This window comes from Pseudomonas sp. D8002 (assembly GCF_013385695.1).
Classification (GTDB): domain Bacteria; phylum Pseudomonadota; class Gammaproteobacteria; order Pseudomonadales; family Pseudomonadaceae; genus Aquipseudomonas.
Genome location: NZ_JACAPM010000054.1, coordinates 1 through 22,572, shown reverse-complemented (window position 1 = coordinate 22,572; position 22,572 = coordinate 1). Strand labels below are relative to the sequence as shown.

The 22,572-nt window shown below is 61.0% G+C and carries 22 protein-coding genes; 11 read left to right on the top strand and 11 right to left on the bottom strand.

From position 1 onward, the window contains the following. From pabB to HX807_RS28035, 3 genes are all read left to right on the top strand, one after another. Complete coding sequence (pabB, locus tag HX807_RS28045) at positions 1–1,341, top strand: aminodeoxychorismate synthase component I (RefSeq protein ID WP_177051789.1); 1,341 nt, start codon at positions 1–3, stop codon at positions 1,339–1,341. 228 nt (positions 1,342–1,569) lie between these two features. Further along, the gene (locus tag HX807_RS28040; RefSeq protein ID WP_003214964.1) at positions 1,570–1,872 is read left to right on the top strand and encodes a type II toxin-antitoxin system HigB family toxin; all 303 of its coding nucleotides are present in this window, start codon (positions 1,570–1,572) and stop codon (positions 1,870–1,872) included. After that, positions 1,872–2,228 (top strand): type II toxin-antitoxin system HigA family antitoxin, encoded by a 357-nt coding sequence (locus HX807_RS28035; RefSeq protein WP_087695204.1) that lies wholly within the window; start codon positions 1,872–1,874, stop codon positions 2,226–2,228. The genes HX807_RS28040 and HX807_RS28035 overlap by 1 nt, the downstream gene beginning before the upstream one ends. A gap of 115 nt (positions 2,229–2,343) precedes the next feature. On the opposite strand, the gene thrH is transcribed toward HX807_RS28035, so the two are convergent. Then, positions 2,344–2,961 carry a bifunctional phosphoserine phosphatase/homoserine phosphotransferase ThrH gene (thrH, locus tag HX807_RS28030; RefSeq protein ID WP_010176441.1) on the bottom strand — a complete coding sequence of 206 codons (618 nt, stop codon included), beginning with the start codon at positions 2,959–2,961 and terminating at the stop codon, positions 2,344–2,346. Positions 2,962–3,113: 152 nt separating this feature from the next. Between thrH and HX807_RS28025 the strand changes: the two genes are divergently transcribed. The 3 genes from HX807_RS28025 to HX807_RS28015 all read left to right on the top strand — a co-directional run bounded on the left by HX807_RS28025 (position 3,114) and on the right by HX807_RS28015 (position 6,472). Continuing rightward, positions 3,114–3,848 (top strand): phosphoadenylyl-sulfate reductase, encoded by a 735-nt coding sequence (locus HX807_RS28025; protein ID WP_003214958.1) that lies wholly within the window; start codon positions 3,114–3,116, stop codon positions 3,846–3,848. 352 nt (positions 3,849–4,200) lie between these two features. Beyond that, positions 4,201–5,730: an NCS1 family nucleobase:cation symporter-1 gene (locus HX807_RS28020; RefSeq protein WP_177051787.1), complete on the top strand. Its 1,530-nt coding sequence runs from the start codon at positions 4,201–4,203 to the stop codon at positions 5,728–5,730. Positions 5,731–5,743: 13 nt separating this feature from the next. Continuing rightward, positions 5,744–6,472, top strand: a complete 729-nt coding sequence (locus tag HX807_RS28015) for an aspartate/glutamate racemase family protein (protein ID WP_003214954.1) — start codon at positions 5,744–5,746, stop codon at positions 6,470–6,472. A 118-nt stretch (positions 6,473–6,590) separates the two neighbouring features. On the opposite strand, the gene HX807_RS28010 is transcribed toward HX807_RS28015, so the two are convergent. Further along, positions 6,591–7,514 (bottom strand): LysR family transcriptional regulator, encoded by a 924-nt coding sequence (locus tag HX807_RS28010; RefSeq protein ID WP_177023057.1) that lies wholly within the window; start codon positions 7,512–7,514, stop codon positions 6,591–6,593. 114 nt (positions 7,515–7,628) lie between these two features. On the opposite strand from HX807_RS28010, the gene HX807_RS28005 reads away from it, so the two are divergent. Both HX807_RS28005 and HX807_RS28000 read left to right on the top strand, forming a co-directional pair. Then, a complete protein-coding gene (locus HX807_RS28005) occupies positions 7,629–8,375 on the top strand; it encodes a 3-oxoacyl-ACP reductase family protein (protein WP_177019643.1) in 747 nt (248 codons plus the stop codon). A gap of 120 nt (positions 8,376–8,495) precedes the next feature. Beyond that, positions 8,496–11,966 carry a PAS domain-containing hybrid sensor histidine kinase/response regulator gene (locus HX807_RS28000; protein ID WP_003214948.1) on the top strand — a complete coding sequence of 1,157 codons (3,471 nt, stop codon included), beginning with the start codon at positions 8,496–8,498 and terminating at the stop codon, positions 11,964–11,966. Positions 11,967–12,068: 102 nt separating this feature from the next. Here the strand turns inward: HX807_RS28000 and rmuC are convergent, their stop codons facing one another. Continuing rightward, positions 12,069–13,433 (bottom strand): DNA recombination protein RmuC, encoded by a 1,365-nt coding sequence (rmuC, locus tag HX807_RS27995; protein WP_173406092.1) that lies wholly within the window; start codon positions 13,431–13,433, stop codon positions 12,069–12,071. A 175-nt stretch (positions 13,434–13,608) separates the two neighbouring features. Beyond that, the gene (locus HX807_RS27990; protein WP_023659092.1) at positions 13,609–13,932 is read right to left on the bottom strand and encodes a sel1 repeat family protein; all 324 of its coding nucleotides are present in this window, start codon (positions 13,930–13,932) and stop codon (positions 13,609–13,611) included. 846 nt (positions 13,933–14,778) lie between these two features. Between HX807_RS27990 and HX807_RS27985 the strand changes: the two genes are divergently transcribed. The 3 genes from HX807_RS27985 to HX807_RS27975 all read left to right on the top strand — a co-directional run bounded on the left by HX807_RS27985 (position 14,779) and on the right by HX807_RS27975 (position 17,172). Then, entirely contained in the window at positions 14,779–15,003 is a 225-nt protein-coding gene (locus tag HX807_RS27985; RefSeq protein WP_003214941.1) for a hypothetical protein, read from the top strand. 265 nt (positions 15,004–15,268) lie between these two features. Continuing rightward, positions 15,269–15,751 carry a hypothetical protein gene (locus HX807_RS27980; RefSeq protein ID WP_087695206.1) on the top strand — a complete coding sequence of 161 codons (483 nt, stop codon included), beginning with the start codon at positions 15,269–15,271 and terminating at the stop codon, positions 15,749–15,751. Between the two features lie 146 nt (positions 15,752–15,897). Continuing rightward, positions 15,898–17,172 (top strand): OmpP1/FadL family transporter, encoded by a 1,275-nt coding sequence (locus HX807_RS27975; RefSeq protein ID WP_026078188.1) that lies wholly within the window; start codon positions 15,898–15,900, stop codon positions 17,170–17,172. A gap of 65 nt (positions 17,173–17,237) precedes the next feature. On the opposite strand, the gene HX807_RS27970 is transcribed toward HX807_RS27975, so the two are convergent. The 7 genes from HX807_RS27970 to cobU all read right to left on the bottom strand — a co-directional run bounded on the left by HX807_RS27970 (position 17,238) and on the right by cobU (position 22,525). Continuing rightward, positions 17,238–17,789 carry a glutathione peroxidase gene (locus tag HX807_RS27970; protein ID WP_177051785.1) on the bottom strand — a complete coding sequence of 184 codons (552 nt, stop codon included), beginning with the start codon at positions 17,787–17,789 and terminating at the stop codon, positions 17,238–17,240. 150 nt (positions 17,790–17,939) lie between these two features. Further along, on the bottom strand, positions 17,940–19,139 hold the full coding sequence (locus HX807_RS27965) for an MFS transporter (RefSeq protein ID WP_177008978.1): 1,200 nt from the start codon (positions 19,137–19,139) through the stop codon (positions 17,940–17,942). A 62-nt stretch (positions 19,140–19,201) separates the two neighbouring features. Further along, on the bottom strand, positions 19,202–19,606 hold the full coding sequence (locus tag HX807_RS27960; protein WP_003214925.1) for a MarR family winged helix-turn-helix transcriptional regulator: 405 nt from the start codon (positions 19,604–19,606) through the stop codon (positions 19,202–19,204). 42 nt (positions 19,607–19,648) lie between these two features. Beyond that, positions 19,649–20,377 carry an adenosylcobinamide-GDP ribazoletransferase gene (locus tag HX807_RS27955; protein ID WP_134325928.1) on the bottom strand — a complete coding sequence of 243 codons (729 nt, stop codon included), beginning with the start codon at positions 20,375–20,377 and terminating at the stop codon, positions 19,649–19,651. 2 nt (positions 20,378–20,379) lie between these two features. Next, positions 20,380–20,955: an alpha-ribazole phosphatase family protein gene (gene cobC / locus HX807_RS27950; RefSeq protein ID WP_003214921.1), complete on the bottom strand. Its 576-nt coding sequence runs from the start codon at positions 20,953–20,955 to the stop codon at positions 20,380–20,382. Next, on the bottom strand, positions 20,952–22,007 hold the full coding sequence (gene cobT, locus HX807_RS27945; RefSeq protein WP_177051783.1) for a nicotinate-nucleotide--dimethylbenzimidazole phosphoribosyltransferase: 1,056 nt from the start codon (positions 22,005–22,007) through the stop codon (positions 20,952–20,954). The genes cobC and cobT overlap by 4 nt, the downstream gene beginning before the upstream one ends. Beyond that, a complete protein-coding gene (cobU, locus tag HX807_RS27940; RefSeq protein WP_177008957.1) occupies positions 22,004–22,525 on the bottom strand; it encodes a bifunctional adenosylcobinamide kinase/adenosylcobinamide-phosphate guanylyltransferase in 522 nt (173 codons plus the stop codon). The genes cobT and cobU overlap by 4 nt, the downstream gene beginning before the upstream one ends. Positions 22,526–22,572: the final 47 nt, after the last annotated feature.

The following is a 22,572-nucleotide window of genomic DNA, read 5'->3' as shown; positions in this document are numbered from 1 at the left end:
GTGACCTGCTCCGTACACCCGCTGCCCTACCGGGCCAACCCTGCCGAATACTTTGCAGCAATCCGCCATGCGCCCGGCGCGGTGCTGCTGGACAGTGGCCGACCGGCGGCCGAGCGCGGCCGTTATGACCTGCTGAGCGCCTGGCCCGAGACGACCCTGGCGGTACTGCCCGACGAAAGCGGCAGTGATTTCCTACAGCGCCTGCGGGAAAACCTGACGTTGCTGGGTGAAGCCACGATCCCCGCGCCCTACGAACTGCCGTTTGCCGGCGGCCTCATCGGCTACCTGAGCTACGACTTCGGTCGTCATCTTGAGCACCTGCCGCACCTGGCGGTGGACGACCTGCACCTGCCGGATGCACGCTTCGGCCTGTACGCCTGGGCCTTGATCAGCGATCACCAGGCGCAGACCAGCCAACTGGTGTTCCACCCCAAACTGGCGGAAAGCGAACGGCAACGCCTGATTACCTTGTTCGGTCAGCCGACCATCAGCGCATCGGCCACCTTCAAGCTGCAAGGCCCAATGGCCCCGGACGTGACAGCCGACACCTACAAACACGCACTCGCCCGCATCCAGGATTACATCCAGGCGGGTGACTGCTACCAGGTCAACTTTGCCCAACGTTTCCGTGCCCCGTGCAGTGGCGATCCGTGGGTGGCCTACTGCGCCTTGCGCGAAGCCTGCCCGACGCCGTTTTCCGGGTTCCAGAGCCTGCCGGACGACGGCGCAGTGTTGAGCTTGTCGCCGGAACGCTTCGTCAAAGTCAGCCAGCGCCAGGTGGAAACCCGCCCGATCAAGGGCACCCGGCCAAGGGGGGCGACGCCCGAGGAAGATGCAGCCAACGCCGCTGAATTGCTGGCCAGCCCCAAGGATCGTGCCGAAAACCTGATGATCGTCGACCTGCTGCGCAACGACCTGGGCCGCACCTGCCGTACCGGCTCGGTGAAAGTGCCGGAGTTGTTCAGCCTGGAAAGCTATCCCAACGTGCATCATCTGGTGAGCAGCGTCACCGGTGAGCTGGCGGACGACAAAGACGCCCTCGACCTGATCGCCGGCAGCTTCCCCGGCGGCTCTATCACCGGCGCACCGAAGATTCGCGCGATGCAGATCATCGACGAGCTGGAGCCGACCCGGCGCGGGTTGTATTGCGGTTCGCTGGTGTATCTGGACGTGCGCGGCGAGATGGACAGCTCCATCGCCATTCGCAGCCTGTTGGTCAAGGATGGTCAGGTGTGCTGCTGGGGCGGCGGCGGGATTGTCGCGGACTCGGAGTGGCAGGCGGAGTATCAGGAGTCGATGACCAAGGTGCGGGTGTTGTTACAAACCTTGGAAAGCCTGTAGCACCCAGCCCCTTCCTGGCTCGCTGACGTAGAGCCACGCAGCGGAAAAGACCTGAATCAGTACCGAAGTAGACGGGGTCGAAGCCGGAGGATAGCGTCCGGTTTCAACCGTCCACCAGCCGTCTGTGAAGGATCACATGAAACGACTGCCTACTTGTCAGGAAAGATTTCCGAGATTGCATCTGCCCTCAACCGCACCTATCATCTCCCAAATTGGGAGGTCGCAGCGATGCGGATAATCGCTCTGTCTGCCCTACGAATATTCTGGGAAAACCACCCTGGTTGCATGGATGCCAAAACGCCGCTGGTCGAGCTGTATCGCCATATGGAAAAAGCTGTTTACCCAACCCCTCAGGCCCTCAAGGCAGAGCTAAGGACAGCGAGCATTCTCAAAGGGGGCAGGGTTGTGTTCAACATAGGCGGCAACAAGTATCGAGTGATCATGGCGATCAATTATCAGCGACAGCTTGCGTTCATACGCTTCGTGGGGACCCACGCGCAGTACGATCAGATCAATGCGGAGACCGTGTGATGAACATCAAACCCATTCATTCCCAGGAAGACCTGACCGCTGCGCTCGCGCGCGTCGAACAGCTATGGGAAGCGGAAATCGGCTCGCCCGAGGGTGACGAGCTGGAAATTCTCGCGATACTTATCGAAAAGTACGAAGCGGAGCATTTCCCAATGCCGCCTTCGGATCCCGTCGAAGCGATTAAATTTCGAATGGAGCAACTAGGCCTGACCGCCCGTGACCTGGAGCCTTTCATAGGTCCGAGCGGGCGGGTTTCCGAAGTGTTGAATCATAAGCGCAAGCTGAGCTTGTCGATGATCAAACGCCTGCATGAAGGCTTGCGCATTCCTTATGAGAGTTTGCTGGCAGGGGTCTAGGCTGTGCAGTGGCCATACCGGCCCCATCGCGGGCAAGCCCGGCTCCCACATGGGAGCGCGGTCAACATGTGGGAGCTGGCTTGCCTGCGATGAGGCGTCAGCCACGCCAAATAACTTACAGGCTCAACTGCCGATTCGACGCCTTGATGAACTCTTTCTTCAAATCCTCAAACGTATGCACCGCCGGGAACTGCGGGAACTCGCGAATCACGTTCTCCGGCGCGTGGAACAGAATCCCACGGTCGGCCTCACCCAGCATGGTGGTGTCGTTGTAGGAATCACCGGCGGCAATCACGCGGTAGTACAGGGTCTTGAAGGCCAGCACCGACTGACGCTTGGGATCTTTCTGACGCAGCTGGTAGCTCACCACCCGGTCATTTTCGTCGGTGATCAACCGGTGGCACAGCAAGGTCGGAAAACCCAGTTGGCGCATCAGCGGCTGGGAGAACTCATAGAAGGTGTCAGACAGGATCACCACCTGGAAGCGCTCGCGCAGCCAATTGACGAACTCGATGGCGCCGTCCAGCGGCTTGAGGGTGGCGATCACTTCCTGGATGTCCGAGAGCTTCAGCCCATGCTCATCAAGAATGCGCAGGCGCTGTTTCATCAGCACGTCGTAGTCGGGGATGTCCCGGGTGGTGGCCCGCAAGGATTCAATACCGGTTTTTTCGGCGAAGGCGATCCAGATTTCCGGAACCAGCACCCCTTCCAGGTCGAGACAGGCAATTTCCACAAGACACTCCCATTTAAAGTTATTGAGTTGAGCGAGCAAAAGGACTGCCGAACTCTAGCGATTCACGCTGGCCGCCGCAACGCAGGCGGGATTTTGTTACCATCGCCCCCCTATAGAGCGCTCAGCGCCACTGACCTGTAGGAACCGTCCTGATGAACCAAGCCTTCGACGTCGCTGAACTCGCCGCGACTTACGCCAACAAATCCGCCCAGGACATTCTCAAGCTGGCCTTCAGCCAGTTTGGCGACGACCTGTGGATCTCTTTCAGCGGTGCCGAGGACGTGGTGCTGGTAGACATGGCCTGGAAGCTGAACAAGAACGTCAAGGTGTTCAGCCTCGACACCGGTCGCCTGCACCCGGAGACCTACCGGTTTATCGAGCAGGTGCGTGAGTTCTACAAGATCGACATCGAACTGATCTCGCCGGACCAGAGCAAGCTGGAACCCTTCGTCAAGGAAAAGGGCCTGTTCAGTTTCTACAAGGACGGCCATGGCGAGTGCTGTGGCGTGCGCAAGATCGAACCGCTGCGCCGCAAGCTGTCCGGTGTAAGCGCCTGGGCCACCGGCCAGCGCCGCGACCAGAGCCCCGGCACCCGCAGCCAGGTGGCCGCGCTGGAAATCGATACGGCTTTTTCCACCCCGGAACGCACCCTGTACAAGTTCAACCCGCTGGCGCAGATGACCAGTGAGGAAGTATGGGGTTACATCCGCATGCTGGAGTTGCCGTACAACAGCCTGCACGAGCGCGGTTTTATCAGCATCGGCTGTGAGCCGTGCACCCGTCCGGTACTGCCGAACCAGCACGAACGCGAAGGCCGTTGGTGGTGGGAAGAAGCAACCCAAAAAGAATGCGGGTTGCACGCCGGGAACATCATCAGCAAGGCGTAACGCCTGAGCCAGAATCCTGTACACAGAAATGTCACCATCGGTGCCATTTTTGTGTGCACTTATAAAATCCTGCACCGAAAAGTTACATCCTCCCTCGTCACACCTCTTCTAAAATCCCCGCCCCTCTCTGCACCACAAAATAAATAGCTGTTCAAACGGTCAATTTATATCGCTTCAAATTCAGCCGGTTATTTCCAATCACGCTAAAAACCAAATCGCCGTGTATTTCACCCGGCGAAAATCTGGCACGCATGTGGCTTAAGGCAAAACACACTTTGTATACAATTAATAAAAAAGATACATACACTTTGACATCAGCCGCTCTCCTGCTGATGTCCAGGAGCCTGCCGGAATGCGTACAAGTCTCTCCAATAACATCGCACTGGATCTGCCCTCCTCCACCCTGAACCCCGAGGCCACGAGCCCCGGCCCGTTGGTCCTCAGCCCGCGCCTGCACAACAAGGACCTGGCGCCTACCAAGGCCGAAGGCCGGCGCTGGGGCCGCTACAGCATCTTTGCCTTGTGGACCAACGATGTGCACAACATCGCCAACTACTCCTTCGCCATCGGCCTGTATGCGCTGGGCCTGGGTGGCTGGCAGATTCTGCTGTCCCTGGGGATCGGCGCGGCGCTGGTGTACTTCTTCATGAACCTGTCGGGCTATATGGGGCAGAAGACCGGCGTACCGTTTCCAGTGATCAGCCGTATCAGTTTTGGCATCCATGGTGCGCAGATCCCGGCACTGATTCGTGCGGTGATCGCGATTGCCTGGTTCGGGATACAGACCTACCTGGCCTCGGTGGTTTTCCGCGTGCTGTTGACGGCGGTTCATCCAGGTTTTGCCGACTACGACCACAACTCGATCCTCGGCCTGTCCACCCTGGGCTGGGCGTGTTTTGTGGCGATCTGGTTTGTGCAGCTCGCCATCCTCGCCTATGGGATGGAGATGGTGCGCCGCTATGAAGCCTTCGCCGGGCCGGTGATTCTGCTGACAGTAGCGTCCCTGGCCGGCTGGATGTATTTCCAGGCGGACGGCCACATCGCCTGGGCCATTCGCGAGCCGCTGACCGGTGGTGAGATGTGGCGCAATATCTTTGCCGGCGGCGCGCTGTGGCTGGCGATCTACGGCACGCTGATCCTGAATTTCTGCGACTTCGCCCGCTCCTCGCCGTGCCGCAAGACCATCAAGGTCGGCAACTTCTGGGGCCTGCCGGTGAATATCCTGGTGTTCGCGGCCATCACCGTGCTGCTGTGCGGCGGGCAGTTCCACCTCAATGGCCGGGTGATCGAGAGCCCCACGGAAATCATTGCGGCGATTCCGAATACGTTCTTCCTGGTACTGGGCTGCCTGGCGTTCCTGATTGTGACCGTGGCGGTGAATATCATGGCCAACTTCGTTGCACCCGCCTTTGTGCTGAGCAACCTGGCGCCCAAGTACCTGAACTTCCGCCGCGCCGGGCTGATCAGCGCCACCGTGGCGGTGTTGATCCTGCCGTGGAACCTTTACAACAGCCCGCTGGTGATCGTGTATTTCCTCTCGGGGCTGGGCGCTCTGCTGGGGCCGTTGTACGGGGTGATCATGGTCGACTACTGGTTGATCCGTAAAAGCCAGGTGGACGTGCCGCAGCTGTATAGCGAAGACCCGAAGGGCGCTTATTACTACAGCCGCGGAGTCAATCTGCGGGCGGTGGCGGCGTTTATTCCTGCGGCGGTGATCGCCATTCTCCTGGCCCTGCTGCCCGGGTTCGCCCTCGTCTCGCCCTTCTCCTGGCTGATTGGCGCCGGTATTGCAGGGCTGCTGTACCTGCTGTTCGCCAAGCGCCAGCCGTACTACGCCGATGTGAGCGGCGAAAGCATTGCAGTCGATAACGTCAGTCATTAAGTAAGGACATTCCATGCGCATCCTTGTGGTCAACGTCAACACCACCGAGTCCATCACCGAGGCCATCGCCAAACAGGCACGGGCGGTGGCGTCCCCCGGCACCGAGATCGTCGGCCTGACTCCGTTTTTCGGTGCCGAATCGGTGGAAGGCAATTTCGAAAGCTACCTGGCGGCCATCGCGGTGATGGACCGGGTGATGGCTTACGACCAGCCGTTCGATGCGGTAATCCAGGCCGGCTACGGCGAACATGGCCGCGAAGGCTTGCAGGAGTTGCTCAACGTGCCGGTGGTGGACATCACCGAAGCGGCCGCCAGTACCGCGATGTTCCTCGGACATGCCTACTCCGTGGTGACGACTCTGGACCGCACCGTGCCGCTGATCGAGGACCGGCTGAAACTGGCCGGCTTATATCAGCGGTGCGCGTCGGTACGGGCCAGCGGCATGGCGGTATTGGAACTGGAGGAAGACCCGCTGCGGGCCATGGAGGCCATCGTGCGCCAGGCTGAATTGGCGATCAGCGAAGACAAGGCCGAAGTGATCTGCCTGGGCTGCGGCGGCATGGCCGGGCTGGATGAGCAGATTCGCTACCGCACGGGTGTGCCGGTGGTGGACGGTGTGACCTCGGCTGTCACGATTGCCGAAGGCTTGGTGCGGTTGGGACTGTCGACCTCGAAGATCCGCACGTATGCGACGCCGAGGCCGAAGAAAGTGATCGGCTGGCCCGGAAAGTTCGGACATTGAAGATCCAAAATGTGGGAGCGGGCTTGCTCGCGAAAGCGGTGGATCAGTCGATGCATGTGGTGACTGTCACACCGCCTTCGCGAGCAAGCCCGCTCCCACACTTTGATCCCCACAAGGATCAAATGGCGCTGAACCGCCGCCCCAACTCGCGTTCGACAAACTGCTCCAGGATGAAATCCACAAACGCCCGGGTCTTGCCGGGCAGCAGCTTGTGTTCGGCGTAGTACAGCGAGATGTTGCCGTCGTCGACGTACCAGTCGGGCAGCACTCGCACCAGTTGGCCGCTGTCCAGATACGGCACCGCCATCGGCATGCTGACCAGCGCAATCCCCAGGCCCTGGGCACTGGCGCAGCAGGCAGCGCCCGAGTCGCTCATGGTCATGCGCGGCTTGAGCACCAGCGGGCGTTGTTCGAGGGTGCGGTGGGTGAGTTGCCACGAACGCACGCGCCCGGTTTGCGGTGAGCGGATCAGGATGCCGTTGCACACAGACAAGTCCTCGGGCGCGACCACCGGCTTGCGTTTGGCGAGGTATTCCGGTGAGGCCAGCAGGATCCGGTGCGCCGGCGCCAGCTTGCGCGCAACCACGCCCTGGGGCAGCTCAAAACCACCGCCGATCGCGGCATCGAAGCCCTGGCCGATCAGGTCCACCTGGCGGTTATCAAAATGCCAGTCGGGGTTGATATCAGGAAAGCGCTTTAGAAACTCCCCCAGCAACGGCACCACATAACGGTTGCCGAACACCGTGCCCATGCTCACTTTCAGCGTGCCCACTGGCCGCCCTTCGGCACTGGCCAGGTTAGCCACGGCGTTTTGAATGGTGGTGAGGCTGCCGCTGACTTCTTCGAGGAAGAGCTTGCCGGCCTCAGTCAGCGTCAGGCGCCGGGTACTGCGCTGGAACAGCCTTACACCCAGGCGCGCCTCCAGCTTGGCCACACTTTTGCCCACGGCCGCCGGGGTCAGGCTCAGGTGCCGGGCAGCCTCGGCAAAACTGCCGCCTTCGGCGCTGCGCACGAAGCATTCGATACTGCCAAAGCTTTCCATATCGCCCCACTCTAAACTTTTGGTTTACACAGACTATAGCAATCACGGTCTACCGGGCGCGCCGGGTGAGGTCGATACTCGACTCCAACCTCAACACACCTTTTGGAGAACGACATGACCACACAAAACCTCAGCGGCAAAGTCGCCTTGATCCAGGGCGGTTCCCGCGGTATCGGCGCCGCCATCGTCAAGCGCCTGGCCGCACAGGGCGCTGCCGTCGCCTTTACCTACGTCAGTTCGGCTGCCAAGGCTGAAGCGTTGCAGAACAGCGTGATCAGCCAAGGCGGCAAAGCCCTGGCGATTCATGCCGACAGCGCCGACGCAGACGCCATCCGCAGCGCCGTCAACGCCACCGTCGAAGCGTTCGGGCGCCTGGATATCCTGGTCAACAACGCAGGCGTGCTGGCCGTCGGCCCGCTGGAAGATTTCAAGCTGGAAGACTTCGACCGCACCCTCGCCATCAACGTACGCAGCGTATTTGTCGCCACCCAGGAAGCCGCGCGGCACATGGGCGAAGGTGGCCGCATCATCAACATCGGCAGCACCAATGCCGATCGCATGCCGTTTGCCGGTGGCGGCCCGTACGCCATGAGCAAATCGGCGCTGGTCGGCCTGACCAAAGGCCTGGCCCGCGACCTGGGCCCACGGGGCATCACCATCAATAACGTGCAGCCAGGCCCGGTGGACACCGACATGAACCCGGCAAGCGGTGATTTCGCCGAAAGCCTGATCGGCTTCATGGCCGTGGGCCGTTATGGCCATGTAGAAGAGATCGCCAGTTTCGTCGCCTATCTGGCAGGCCCTGAGGCCGGCTACATCACCGGCGCCAGCCTGACCATCGACGGCGGTTTCGGCGCCTGAACCAACGCTGCGACATCGCACCACGCTCCGACCTTGGTCGACACTGACTAACGCCAAGCATCATGCGAGACTGTTCGCCCGGGCCGGGAATGCCCGGGCGTTCTTATGTCTGGAGTTCTCATGACGCTGTCCAGCGGGCTGATCGCCGCCGTTGCCCTGGCCTATATGGCCATTATGTTTGCCATCGCCTTTTACGGTGACCGTCGCCATGCGCCGCTGCCGCCGCGGATGCGTGCCTGGGTGTACAGCCTGTCGCTGGCGGTGTATTGCACCAGCTGGACATTCTTTGGTGCCGTAGGCCAGGCGGCCGAACAGTTGTGGGCGTTTTTACCGATCTACCTGGGACCGGTGCTGCTGTTGGTGCTCGCGCCGTGGGTCCTGCAGAAGATGGTGCTGATCAGCAAACAGGAAAACATCACCTCCATCGCCGACTTTATCGCCGCCCGTTACGGCAAATCCCAATCCCTGGCGGTGGTGGTGGCGCTGATCTGCCTGGTGGGCGTCCTGCCTTATATAGCCTTGCAACTCAAAGGCATCGTGCTGGGGGTGAACCTGCTGATCGGCGCCAGCGCCGACACTACCGGCACCCGCTCCCAGGACACGGCGCTGATCGTGTCGCTGGTATTGGCGTTGTTCACCATTGTGTTCGGTACCCGCAACCTCGACGCCACGGAACACCACCGCGGCATGGTGCTGGCGATTGCCTTTGAATCGTTGGTCAAGCTGTTCGCGTTTCTCGCCGTCGGTGCGTTTGTGACCTACGGCCTGTACGACGGTTTCGACGATTTGTTCAGCCAGGCGATGCTCGCGCCACGGCTGGAGGAATACTGGAAAGAGACCGTCAACTGGCCCTCGATGGTGGTGCAGACCGGCGTCGCGATGATGGCGATCATCTGCCTGCCCCGGCAGTTCCATGTCACCGTGGTGGAAAATATCGACCCCCAGGACCTGCGGCTGGCCAAGTGGGTGTTCCCGGCCTATCTGATCCTGGCCGCCCTGTTTGTGATCCCGATTGCCCTCGGCGGGAAGATGCTGCTGCCGGGTTCGGTATTGCCGGATTCCTACGTGATCAGCCTGCCGTTGGCCGAAGCCCATCCGGCGCTCGCCGTGCTGGCGTTTATCGGCGGCGCCTCGGCGGCTACGGGCATGGTGATCGTCGCGAGCATCGCCCTGTCGACCATGGTCTCCAACGACATGCTGCTGCCCTGGCTGCTGCGCCGTTCCAGTGCCGAGCGGCCGTTCGAAGTGTTCCGTCACTGGATGCTGTCGGTACGCCGGGTGAGCATTGTCATCATCCTGCTGCTGGCTTACGTCAGTTACCGGCTGCTGGGGTCCTCCGCCAGCCTTGCAACCATTGGCCAGATTGCGTTCGCCGCCGTGACCCAGCTGGCACCGGCGATGCTGGGTGCGCTGTACTGGAAACAGGCCAACCGGCGCGGCGTGTTTGCCGGATTGGCGGCGGGTACGTTCCTGTGGTTCTACACCTTGGTCCTGCCGGTCACCGCGAAAAGTCTGGGCTGGTCGTTCAGCCTTTTCCCGGGCATGACGTGGCTGCATTCGCACCCGCTGGGCTTGTCTGTAACTTCTCTGACGCTGGGCACCGTATTTTCCCTGGCGGGTAACTTCACGTTGTTCGTGTGGGTCTCGATGCTGTCCCGCACGCGGGTGTCGGAGCATTGGCAGGCCGGGCGTTTTATTGGCCAGGAAATCAGCCAGCGGGCCAGCGCCCGCTCAATGCTTTCGGTGCAGATCAATGATTTGCTCAGCCTCGCAGCGCGGTTTGTCGGTGAAGAACGGGCTCACCAGAGTTTTGTGCGCTTCGCCTATCGCCAAGGCAAAGGGTTTAACCCCAACCAGAACGCCGACAATGACTGGATTGCCCACACCGAACGCCTGTTGGCCGGCGTGCTCGGTGCGTCGTCGACCCGGGCGGTGGTGAAAGCCGCCATTGAAGGCCGGGAAATGCAGTTGGAGGACGTAGTACGCATCGCCGACGAAGCGTCGGAAGTACTGCAGTTCAACCGGGCACTGCTGCAAGGCGCCATCGAAAACATCACCCAGGGCATCAGCGTGGTCGACCAGTCCCTGCGGCTGGTGGCGTGGAACCGGCGGTACCTGGAGCTGTTCAATTACCCCGAAGGCCTGATCAGTGTGGGCCGGCCGATAGCCGACATCATTCGCTACAACGCCGAGCGCGGGCTGTGCGGCCCGGGCGAGGCCGAAGTGCACGTGGCGCGCCGCCTGCACTGGATGCGCCAGGGCCGTGCGCATACCTCCGAGCGGCTGTTTCCCAATGGCCGGGTGATCGAACTGATCGGCAACCCGATGCCGGGTGGCGGGTTTGTGATGAGCTTCACCGACATCACCGCGTTCCGCGAAGCCGAGCAGGCGTTGACCGAGGCCAATGAAGGCCTGGAACAGCGGGTGACCGAGCGAACCCACGAACTGTCGCAACTCAACGTCGCGCTGACCGATGCCAAGGGCGTGGCCGAGACCGCCAGCCAGTCGAAAACCCGGTTCCTCGCAGCGGTCAGTCACGACTTGATGCAACCGTTGAACGCCGCAAGATTGTTCTCTGCTGCCCTCTCCCATCAGAACGACGGCATGTCGCCGGATGCCCGGCAGTTGGTGCAGCATCTGGACAGCTCGTTGCGTTCGGCGGAAGACCTGATCAGCGACCTGCTGGATATTTCGCGCCTGGAAAACGGCAAGATCAATCCGCAGCGCCAGCCCTTCGTGCTCAATGAACTGTTCGATACGCTGGGCGCCGAGTTCAAGGCGCTGGCTCAGGAGCAGGGCTTGCGCTTCCGCCTGCGGGGCAGCCGTTTGCGGGTCGACAGCGACATCAAGTTGCTGCGGCGGGTGTTGCAGAATTTCCTCACCAACGCGTTCCGGTATGCCGACGGGCCGGTGCTATTGGGTGTGCGGCGCCGTCGCGGCGAGTTGTGCCTGGAAGTATGGGACCGTGGTCCCGGGATTCCCCAGGACAAGCAAAAAGTCATCTTCGAGGAATTCAAACGCCTGGACAGTCACCAGACCCGTGCCGAGAAAGGCCTGGGACTGGGCCTGGCGATTGCCGATGGCCTGTGCCGCGTGCTCGGGCACCGCTTGAGCGTGCGTTCATGGCCGGGCAAGGGCAGCGTGTTCAGCGTGCGTGTGCCGTTGGCGCGCACTCAGGTCAGCGCGCCTGCCAAGCCGGCGCAGGAAAGCGGCCAGCCGTTGAGCGGTGCACAGGTGCTGTGTGTGGATAACGAAGAAAGCATCCTGATCGGCATGCGCAGTTTGCTCACGCGCTGGGGCTGTGAAGTCTGGACCGCCCGCGACCAGGCGCAATGTGCCGCGTTGCTGGCCGAGGGTGTGCGGCCGCAACTGGCCCTGGTGGATTACCACCTCGACCACGGCGAGACCGGCACCGAGTTGATGGGCTGGCTGCGGGCACAACTGGCAGAGCCGATTCCGGGTGTGGTGATCAGTGCCGACGGGCGGCCGGAGATGGTGGCCCAGGTGCATGCGGCAGGGTTGGATTACCTGGCCAAGCCGGTGAAGCCGGCGGCGTTGCGGGCCTTGTTGAGCCGGCACCTGCCGCTTTAGCCCATGTGGGAGCTGGCTTGCCTGCGATGGCATCGCCTCGGTGTATCTGGAGGAACGAGGTGTCTGCATCGCAGGCAAGCCAGCTCCCACAGAGACCGGTGACTATTCTGGCAACTGCGCCACGCCGTCTTCATCGGTCATCGCCCGTTCCAGCAAGTCGGCCGGCAGGCTTTTGCTGGCGCGGGCGCCGAGCAGCTTCAGTTGCTCGGTACGGCTCACCAGGTTTCCGCGTCCGTCGGTCAGCTTGTTGCGCGCCGCACTGTAGGCTTTATCCAGCTGCTGCAGGCGGTTGCCTACCTCGTCCAGGTCCTGGATAAACAGCACGAACTTGTCGTACAGCCAACCGGCGCGCTCGGCAATTTCCCGGGCGTTCTGGCTTTGCCGTTCCTGTTTCCACAGGCTGTCGATCACCCGCAAGGTGGCCAACAGCGTGGTCGGGCTGACGATCACGATGTTGCGGTCGAAGGCTTCCTGGAACAGGTTCGGCTCGGCTTGAAGCGCCGCCGAAAATGCGGCTTCAATGGGCACGAACAGCAGCACGAAATCCAGGCTGTGCAGGCCTTCCAGACGTTTGTAGTCCTTGCCGGCCAGGCCTTTGACGTGGTTGCGCAAGGACAGTACGTGCTGCTTGAGGGCTGCCTGGCCGATCGCCTGGTCGTCCTCGGCGACGTACTGTTGATAGGCGGTCAGGCTGACCTTGGAGTCCACCACTACCTGCTTGTCCCCCGGCAGCATGATCAACACGTCGGGCTGGAAGCGTTCGCCGTCCGGGCCTTTGAGGTTGACCTGGGTCTGGTACTCGCGGCCCTTTTCCAGACCGGCATGTTCCAGCACCCGCTCCAGGATCAGCTCGCCCCAGTTGCCCTGGGTTTTCTGGCCCTTGAGGGCGCGGGTCAGGTTGGTGGCTTCATCGGACAGGCGCAGGTTCAGCTGTTGCAGGCGCTCCAGCTCCTTGGCCAGGGAGAACCGCTCGCGGGCTTCGCTCTGGTAGCTTTCTTCGACGCGCTTTTCGAACGACTGGATGCGCTCCTTGAGCGGGTCGAGCAATTGGCCGAGGCGCTGCTGGCTGGTTTCGGCGAAGCGTTGCTCGCGCTCGTCGAAGATCTTCCCGGCGAGTTCAGCGAACTGCGCGCGCAGCTCATCACGGGAACCTTGCAGGTCGCTGAGGCGTTGCTGATGGCTTTCCTGTTGCTCGCGCAATTCGGCGCGCAGGGACGCGGACAAGGCATCCAGGCGGCGTAGTTCGGTTTCCTTGGCGGAACGGTCGAGGTTCCAGGCGTGGGCGGCGTCGCGGGCGTTGTCACGGTCGATCTGCAGCAGTTCGACTTCCCGGCGCACGGCGGCCAGATCAGCCTGTTTGGCAGCGTTGGCCTGGCTCAGGTCGCTGATTTCGTCACGGCTGGCGTCCAACTGCGCGGCGAGCCCTTCCTGGGCCAGTTGTGCGGTGGCCAGGCGCTCTTCGAGCAATTCCCAGCCGGCCATTCGCGCGCTCAGTCGGCGCTGAATCTGCCAGCACAGCCCCAACAGCGGCAACCCAGCAGCGGCGAGACCCAGCACAACACTGGTCCAGTCAAAAGCCATAGCGATTCCTGCCGTCACCCGAAAAGAAGAAGGTTAACCAAGCCAGCGCATTGAGGACAGCTCAGTCTTCGATCTGGCCCAGTTCACGCTGGGCGATGCGGTCACCGGCGCGGGCGGCCTGGCGCAGCAGTTCGTGGCCGATACGGCGGTCGCGGGCATTGCCGCACTCGCGGCACATCAACTGGCCCAGACGGCTTTGCGCCACCACCACGCCAGCACGAGCCGGTTGCTTGAGCAAATGCCCTGCAAAATGTTTGACGTTGGGGCTGTGGCCCAGGCGCGGGCTGTCGAGCAACCACAAGGCAACTTTCAGGGAAAAACGCTTGGGTGCGGTAACAACCTGAGGGCTGTCGGTAACAGAAGGTGATACTGAGCGAAACTTCATAAAGCACTGTGGGACAGAACGGAAGGCGCGCCACTCTACTCTTTTTTTCGTACAGGTAAAGCTGAAAAAAGCCTGCACGCCCGTTCTAGAGCAAGCGCTTGGGACAATCCACAGAAGCTGTGGATAACTCAGTGGACAACCGTTCTGTAAGTCCCGCAAAGGCCCATGGAACGGGGGCCGCAGTCAAACTGACGATTTTTTCACCAATAAAAAAAAGCTCGATTTTTCATTGACTTAAATTTTAGTTGCAGGCACCCGGGCGCTTTGCGGGGCGTATGTCAGTTCAGTTACACAGGGCGCCACCAATGTGCACAACTACCCACTCGCCGGTTATATCAACCGCGTTTTTTGCTCAGGCAGCGGCTGAGGAATGTTACCGCAGGCCCAGGACCCGAAAAGTTTTTTGCCTATCACACTTCCTTTCATCGTTTCAATCCGTTACTATCCGCGGCGTTAGTACCAAGCTGAAAGTCAATTCTGGTCGAACAACTCCCTCACGGCACCGCCGACAAAAAGGGATCGACCACCTCGATGGTTTCCAGGTATCACTTGCGACGACACGGCCTTTGAACAATGCAAAGGGTGTCGCGAAGTTTCCATACTCTGAAAGAACCAACCTGCAAATTGATCAGGATCTTCACCCCGGGCCCAGAACCTTTGCCCCTGTTGTGTTGCCTGCCCTCCTAAGTACCTACCTGCCAGCCCAAGCGCGCCAACTTAATAGCGCTTCAAACTGGCTGCTTTGTTCCAGTCGGGTTCTTCGTTCGATCAATGGTGATCAACGTCACTGGAACGTTTTAACGTTGCACGGTTCTTAACCGTGTCATTTGTAGGAACACCAATAATATGTCCACTCAAATCCACACTCAGGATGCCATTCGCACCCTCACCAACGCTTTTGCACCAATGAACTGCCTGATCATGGCCGCTCGCAAAGGCTGCTTCAGCTTTACCCTGGTCAACGAACACGGCATCGCTCGTCACAGCGAACGCCTGTACCCCGATCAATACTCCAGCGCAGAACCGCTGCAGGCCGTGATCGATCGTACTCGCCAGGCACTGGTTGCCTGATCGACCCGAATCGCTGAAACACAAAAACCCCGGTTAAAACCCGGGGTTTTTTATTGCCTGAAATTCAGGCGCGCTAAGTTTAAATTGATATAAACGATATAACTAAATGATGAAAATATTTTAAAAACAGTCCTTTACATCGTAAATATGACACTACACTTCAACTCAAGCGGCATGATCCGCTTCCGGCGGACCTGAGATCCGATTCACCGCTGCCAAGCCCTCGCTCAGGTATCGCCGATTAATTTCATGGATTGAGGCATTTATGGGCATCGCCGCCAGCGAATTGTGTCGTTATGTGATCCGGCCCACCCTGCTTTACCTGGGTCGCCATAACCAGACGGCTGAGTCCCTGCTGCTGGGCATCGCCGCCAGCCAGTCGGCGCTCGGCTCAGCCCTGCACGACCGCCGCGGCCATGGCCTCTACAGCATCACCGAGCCGCGCCATCGCGCGCTGTGGGATAACTATCTGGCGCTGGACCCCGAGCGCGCCAGCCTGGTACGCGGACTCGCCAGCCAGCATGCCTTCCTCAGCGGGCCGCAGCTTGAGCTGACGGTCAACCTGCGTTACGCCACCGCCATCGCCTGGCTGCTGGTGGAACAACACCGCCCAAACCTGCCACCGGCCGACGACGTATTGGCGATGGCACGTATCTGGAAAGAAATATTTCACCCTCAAGGCCGGCTCCGGGATTTCACCCAGGCCTGGCAAACCTGTGTTTCACCCATGAATCACGTCGCCTGTTGACCGGGCGATTTGCAAGATTCGGCTAAAAACGTTGATTTTGGTCGGATTGTCCTACAAAACCGCTCTATCTCCTGTGTTTGAGCCTATAGCGCAAACATAAATTTATTGTTACTTTCCGCAGCGGTGATCACCACGGAGTTCTAATAATGAAAAAAGTAATGCTCAAGACGACACTTAGCCTCGCCGTTGCAATGGCATCCTCCCACGTGTTCGCGAGCGGCTTCGCCCTCAACGAACAAGACGTTGCCGGGATGGGTACCGGTTTTGCGGGACGTTCTTCATCTGCCGATAACGCAAGCACTGTTTATGGCAACCCTGCCGGTATGGCTCGCCTTGAAGGCCAGCAAATCACGGGTGGTGTTGCAGCCATCGATGCCTCGACCGACATCAAAGATGCCGGCGGCCGTTCCAGGGGCACCAACAAAGGCGACATGGTGCCCTTCACCGGCGTACCGTTCGGCTTCTACACCAACAAACTCAACGATCAGTGGGCTGTCGGCTTTGGCGTTTACGCACCGTTCGGCCTGGTGACTGATTATGAACGCGGCTTCCAGGGCAGCGGGTTCGGCAGCTACAGCAAAGTATCTGTAATCACTCTGCAGCCAACGGTCAGCTACGCATTCAACGACCGGGTTTCCATCGGTTTCGGTCCTACCATCAACCGGATCTCCGGCAAGCTGGAGTCCGAACTGACCCTGAACCCTGCCGTGCCTTCGACCAACGTCACGATCAAGGGCGACGATACCGCCATTGGTTTCAACGTCGGCGTACTGGTACAGGCCACCGATACCACGCGCGTCGGCCTGACCTACCACTCCAAGGTCAGCTACAAGCTTGACGGCCACACCGAGGTGACAGCGCCTGCCCCGACTGCCGGTGCCATTGGCAGTGGCCGCTACGACGCCTCGCTGAGCATCGACACGCCAGAATCTTACGACCTGTCGGTAACCCAGGACCTGACTGACGCCTGGAAACTCTATGGCGGTGCGACCTGGACCCGCTGGAGCCGCCTGAAAGACATCACTGTCAAGAACCAGGGTGTAACGGGCGCCAACGGCTTCCTCGCACCGTCGGTCATCGGCACTATCACTGAACCTCAGAACTGGCACGACACCTGGGCCTACGCCCTTGGTACTTCGTACCAGGTCACCAAGCAAGTGGTACTGCGTACCGGCCTGACTTTCGACCAGTCGCCAACCAACAACACTGACCGTTCCCCACGTATTCCTACTGGCGACCGGACCATCTTCAGTGTGGGCCTGGGTTATGCGGTGATGGATAACATGACTGTCGACCTGGCTTATTCCTACCTCAAGGAAGAGCCGGTCAAAGTCAACAAGTCCAATGCACTGGGTTCCTACAGCGCCAAGTACGAAAACAGCGCCAACGGTTTCGGCCTGGGCGTGACGTACAAGTTCTGATGTAAAGCGGCACAAAAAAGCCCCGCACTCTTGCAAAAGAGGCGGGGCTTTTTTGTGGGCGGTGATCAGGGTTTGGAGGCCAACGCGTCTTCCACCGCCTTGATCAGGTCCGGGCTATCCGGCTTGGTCAGGCTGGAGAAGTTGGCGATCACCTTGCCCTGGCGGTCCACCACGTACTTGTAGAAATTCCACTTCGGCGCACTGCTCTGCTGCGCCAGGATCTTGAACAGATGCACCGCGTCCGGGCCCTTGACCTTCTGTGGTTCGGTCATGGTGAAGGTCACGCCGTAATTAACGTAACAAACCTTGGCAGTTTCCTCCCCGGTCTTGGCTTCCTGCTTGAAGTCATCGGACGGCACGCCAATCACTTCCAGCCCCTGGCCCTTGTAGCGCTGGTACAACGCTTCAAGCCCTTTGAACTGCGGCGCAAACCCGCAGAAGCTGGCGGTGTTGACGATCAGCAGCGGCTTGCCGGCAAAGCGCTGGCACAGGTCGATGGATTCCTTGGCGCGCAGCTTGGGCAACTGGCCTTCAAGCAACGGCGGGCAATCGGCAGCCATGGCGACACCGCCAAAAGCCACCATCAGAGCGGGTACTGCGAACCAGCGCATCTGCATGTGAGGTGTCCTTGAAAAGTCTCAGACACAGAACTTAACAGATCGCCATGCCCAACTGCATCAATGCCAGGCCGCCCTGTTGCCAGCCCCACCACGCCAGCAGCAGCAAGAGTCCTGCTCCTGCTGCGCCGAGCCAATGCCAGGTCGAATTCATGCCACCCCCATTTTCGCCTGCAAACGTGCCACCGGGCGCTCGCGCACCGGCCAGTTCAGCGCCGCTGCCACCAGGCTCAGGACGATTGCCACCTGCCAGATCAAATCGTAGCTGCCGGTTCGATCATAGACCACCCCGCCCAACCAGCCGCCGAGGAACGAGCCCAGTTGATGGAACAGGAACACGATCCCACCTAGCATGGAAAGGTTTCTGACACCAAACAAGGTCGCGACCGTGCCGTTGGTCAGTGGCACCGTGGACAGCCACAGGAAGCCCATCGCCATGCCGAACAGGTAGGCGCTGGTCTGCGTCACCGGCGCCCACAGGAAGATCACAATCACCACCGCCCGCAGCAGGTACAAACCGGTCAACAAACGGGGTTTGGACATGCGCCCGCCGAGCCATCCGGCGGTATAGGTGCCAAAGATATTGAACAGGCCGATCAATGCCAGCACGGTCGTCCCCACCGAGGCCGGCAAGTGCTGGTCCACCAGGTACGACGGCAAGTGCACGCCGATAAACACCACCTGGAAACCGCAGACAAAAAAGCCGAACGCCAGCAGCCAGAACCCTGAATGGGAGCAGGCCTCACCCAAGGCTTCGCGCAAGGTCTGCTGGCCAGCCACCGCAGGCAACGGTCGATCCTTGAGCATGGTCACCAACGGCACGATCAGCGCCACCATCAGGCCCAGCACCAGCAACGCGGCGGACCAGCCAAGCCAGCCGATCAAACCGAGGGTGCCCGGCAACATGGCGAACTGGCCGAACGAGCCGGCGGCGCTGGCGATACCCATGGCCATGCTGCGTTTTTCCGGCGCCACGGCACGCCCCACCACCCCGAGGATCACCGAGAACGAGGTGCCCGACAGGCCAATGCCGATCAGCAACCCGGCACTCAGGGACAACGACCACGCTGAATCCGAAAGGCCCATGAACACCAGGCCCAGCGCGTAGAGCACGCCACCGATCATCACCACCTTGGCCGCACCGAAGCGGTCGGCCAGGGCGCCGGTAAATGGCTGCGCCAGGCCCCAGATCAGGTTTTGCAGGGCGATGGCAAAGGCAAAGGTTTCACGGCCCCAGCCGAATTCGGCACTCATGGGCGCCAGGAACAGGCCGAAGCCATGTCGCACGCCGAGGGACAACGCGAGGATCAGCGCACTCCCCACAAGAATCCAGCCGCTGGTGCGCCACATCGAGGTCATTTCTTATTCTCCGTTCGCGGGTATATACCCGCTTATCATCGAACAAACTCGCGTCAAGCGAGTTCATCCAGCAAGGCCAACAGGGTTTCGCGCTTTTCGGCGCCCAACTTATCAATCAATTTCTGCTGCGCCGCTTCCCAGGCCGGCAATGCGGCGGCGAGCCGTTCGATACCCGCCTCGGTCAGCAAGACCAGGCGGTTGCGCAAGTCATCGCCCTCCACCAACTGCACCAGGCCCTCGCCTTCCAGCACCCGCAGGTTGCGCCCCAGTGTGCTGCGATCCAGGCCCATGGCGTCGGCCAGGCTGGAAATGCTCGGTTGATCGAGGCGCTGCAGATTACACAGCAAAGAATACTGGGCAACGTTGATCCCGAAGCCGTCGAGAGCGCCGTCGTAATGCCTGCTGACGCCACGAGCGGCGCGACGCAGGTTTGTGCATAAACATTGGGAGGCAAGCATGGAGCGTGTATATACCCGGGATTAATGAAATGCAAGAAAGTGTTACAGCACCAGACTGATCAACACCGCCAGTTCCAGCAGTTCCAACAGCGCGCCGGCGGTGTCGCCGGTGGTGCCGCCGAGGCGATTGACCATCAATTGGCGCAAGCCGATAAAACAAAGGGCAGCCACCAGCACGGCAATCCCGCCACTGAAACCGCCGATCAAGATACACGCCAGGCCGCTGAGGATCAGCACCTGTTGGCCGACGATCCGTGGCAAATGATCCGCCAGGGCCTGCCCCAGACCACCGGCGCGCACATAGCGCGTGGTGAGAAACAGCGCCAGCATTGAAGCGCGGCCAATCAACGGTGCGAGGATCAGCGCGGCGCCGTTGTGCTGCTCGATCAATGCCACCAGCGCGGTGAATTTGAGCAGCAACACCAGGCCCAGGGTGACCACCGCGATCGGGCCGCTGCGCGGGTCTTTCATGATGGTCAGGGTGCGCTCGCGGTCACCGAAGCCACCGAGCCAGGCGTCGGCGCTGTCGGCCAGGCCGTCCAGGTGCAGGCCGCCACTGAGCAGCACCCATGCGGTCAACAGCAGCGCGGCGTGCAGCAGCAATGGCGCGCCCATCAACACGGCGTTCAAGCCCCACAGCAGTAGCCCGAACAGCAGCCCCACCACCGGATAAAACAGCAACGAACGCCCCAGTTCCTGGGGCTGCGGCATGCCCGGCAAGCGAATCGGCAGGCTGCTGAGAAACTGCAAGGCGATCCAGAACGGCAACATGCTCAGCGTCCTTCCCTTAATACGCCATCCGCCTCGACCTGTAGGCTGAACAGGCCACCATGGCCGACTTCGACATTCAACAGTTGCTCACGCGGCAGACCACGTGCCTGGGCCAGCAGCAAACGCATGACTCCACCATGGCTGATCAGCAGCACTCGCTGGCCGGCATAGGCTTGATGCAAGCGGCCGACAGCCCCCAAAACACGCGCGGAGAACTGCGAAACCGGCTCGCCCTGCGGCGGCGTGAAACTGTAGGGATCAGCCCAGAACAGGCCCAGCGCGTCGGCGTCGGTTTCCATCAAGGCTGCAGCGCTCTGCCCTTCCCAGGCGCCGAAGTGCAGTTCCTGCAGATCCTTTTCGAGGGTGACCGGCAGGTTCAGGCGCGTGCCCAACTCCTCGGCAAACCGCGCACAACGTTGCAGCGGCGAACTGACCAGACGCTCCCATGGGCCCTGCGCCACCACCGCCTCACGCATCTGCTCCCAGCCCTTGGCCGTGAGCGCATCGTCCAGGCTGCCGCGCAAGCCGCCGCCCAGTTCGGTTTCGCCGTGGCGCAGCAGGTCCAGGCGCAAAGTCATGCCGGGCGATCCGCTACGGCTGCTTCGGCGAAGGTCGCCATCTGCCCGTGCAGCGCGCAGGCTAGGCGCAGCAACGGCACAGCGAGCGCGGCGCCACTGCCTTCACCCAGGCGCAGCCCGAGTTCCAGCAAAGGCTCGGCGTTGAGGCTTTGCAGCACGTGACGATGGCCGGGCTCGGCACCGCGGTGGCCGAACAGCAGCCATTCACGACAGCCGGGGTTCAGGCGCGTCGCGACCAAAGCGGCGACGGTGCATATAAAACCGTCCACCAGCACCACGACACCTTCTTGGGCACAGGCCAGATAGGCACCGACCAGTGCGGCAATCTCAAAGCCGCCGAGGTTGAACAGGGTTTTCAGTGCGTCGTCGCGGTCGCTGGCGTGCAGCGCAAGGGCGCACTCGATGACGGCGACCTTATGGCTGACACCCTGGGCGTTCAGGCCGGTGCCGGGGCCGGTCAAGTCACTGACCTGGCAATCCAGCAGCGCGCAGGCCAGGGCACTGGCGGCGGTGGTGTTGCCAATGCCCATTTCGCCACCGATAAACAGTTGCGCACCGCTGGTGATAGCGCGGTGCACGCTGTCGCGGCCGGCTTGCAGGGCAAGTTGGCCCTGGGCTTCGGTCATTGCCGGGGCGTTGACGAAGTTGGCGGTACCGAGACCGATATTCAGGTGGCGGACGCCCGGTAGGTTCAACGTCGGGGTGATGGTGCCGAGGTCGACCACTTCCAGCTTGGCGTCGAGTTGGCGCGCAAGCACGCTGATGGCGGCGCCACCGGTGACGAAGTTGTGAAGCATCTGGCCGGTGACTTCCTGGGGGAAGGCGGAGACACCCTCGGCGACGACGCCGTGGTCGCCGGCGAAGATCGCGATCCACAGGTGGTCGACGCTGGGTTTGACCTGGCCCTGGAGGCCGGCCAGTTGGACGGCCACGGCTTCCAGCCGGCCGAGGGAGCCGGCGGGCTTGGTCAGTTGCTGCTGGCGGGCCAGGGCTTGTTCGTGGGCTTGGGTGTCGATCGTTTTGCAGGGGTTGAGCCACCAGGTGTCGGTCATAACGCAGTACCTTTCAAAGTCAGGGGCAGGCCGGCGACGGTCAGGACAACGCGCTGACAACGTTCGGCCAAGGCTTGATGCAGCCAACCGGCTTCATCGACATAGCGGCGAGTCAATTCGCCCAGCGGCACGACACCCATTCCGGTCTCGTTGCTGACAAAAATGATTTCTCCCGGGAGGGTGGCCAGGGTTTGTAGCAGGGCCTCACGCTCTTCTTTGAGACGGTCGGGGTCTTCGAGCATCAGCAGGTTGGTGAGCCATAGGGTCAGGCAGTCGACCAGCAGGCAATGGTTCGGGGTGGCGTTTTCCTTGAGGACACGGGCCAGTTCGACGGGCTCTTCGATCAGGCCCCATTCGGATGGGCGGCGTTCGCGGTGGTGGGCGACGCGTGCGGTCATTTCGCCGTCCAGGGGTTGGCTGGTCGCTATGTAGGTGACGCTTAGGCCGCTGTCGGTGGCGAGTTTTTCAGCCAGGCGGCTTTTGCCGGAGCGGGCGCCGCCGAGGATCAACTGGAGCATGGGTTGTGCCTCTGTTTTTGACTGTGTGTATATCCGTTATTTAGGTA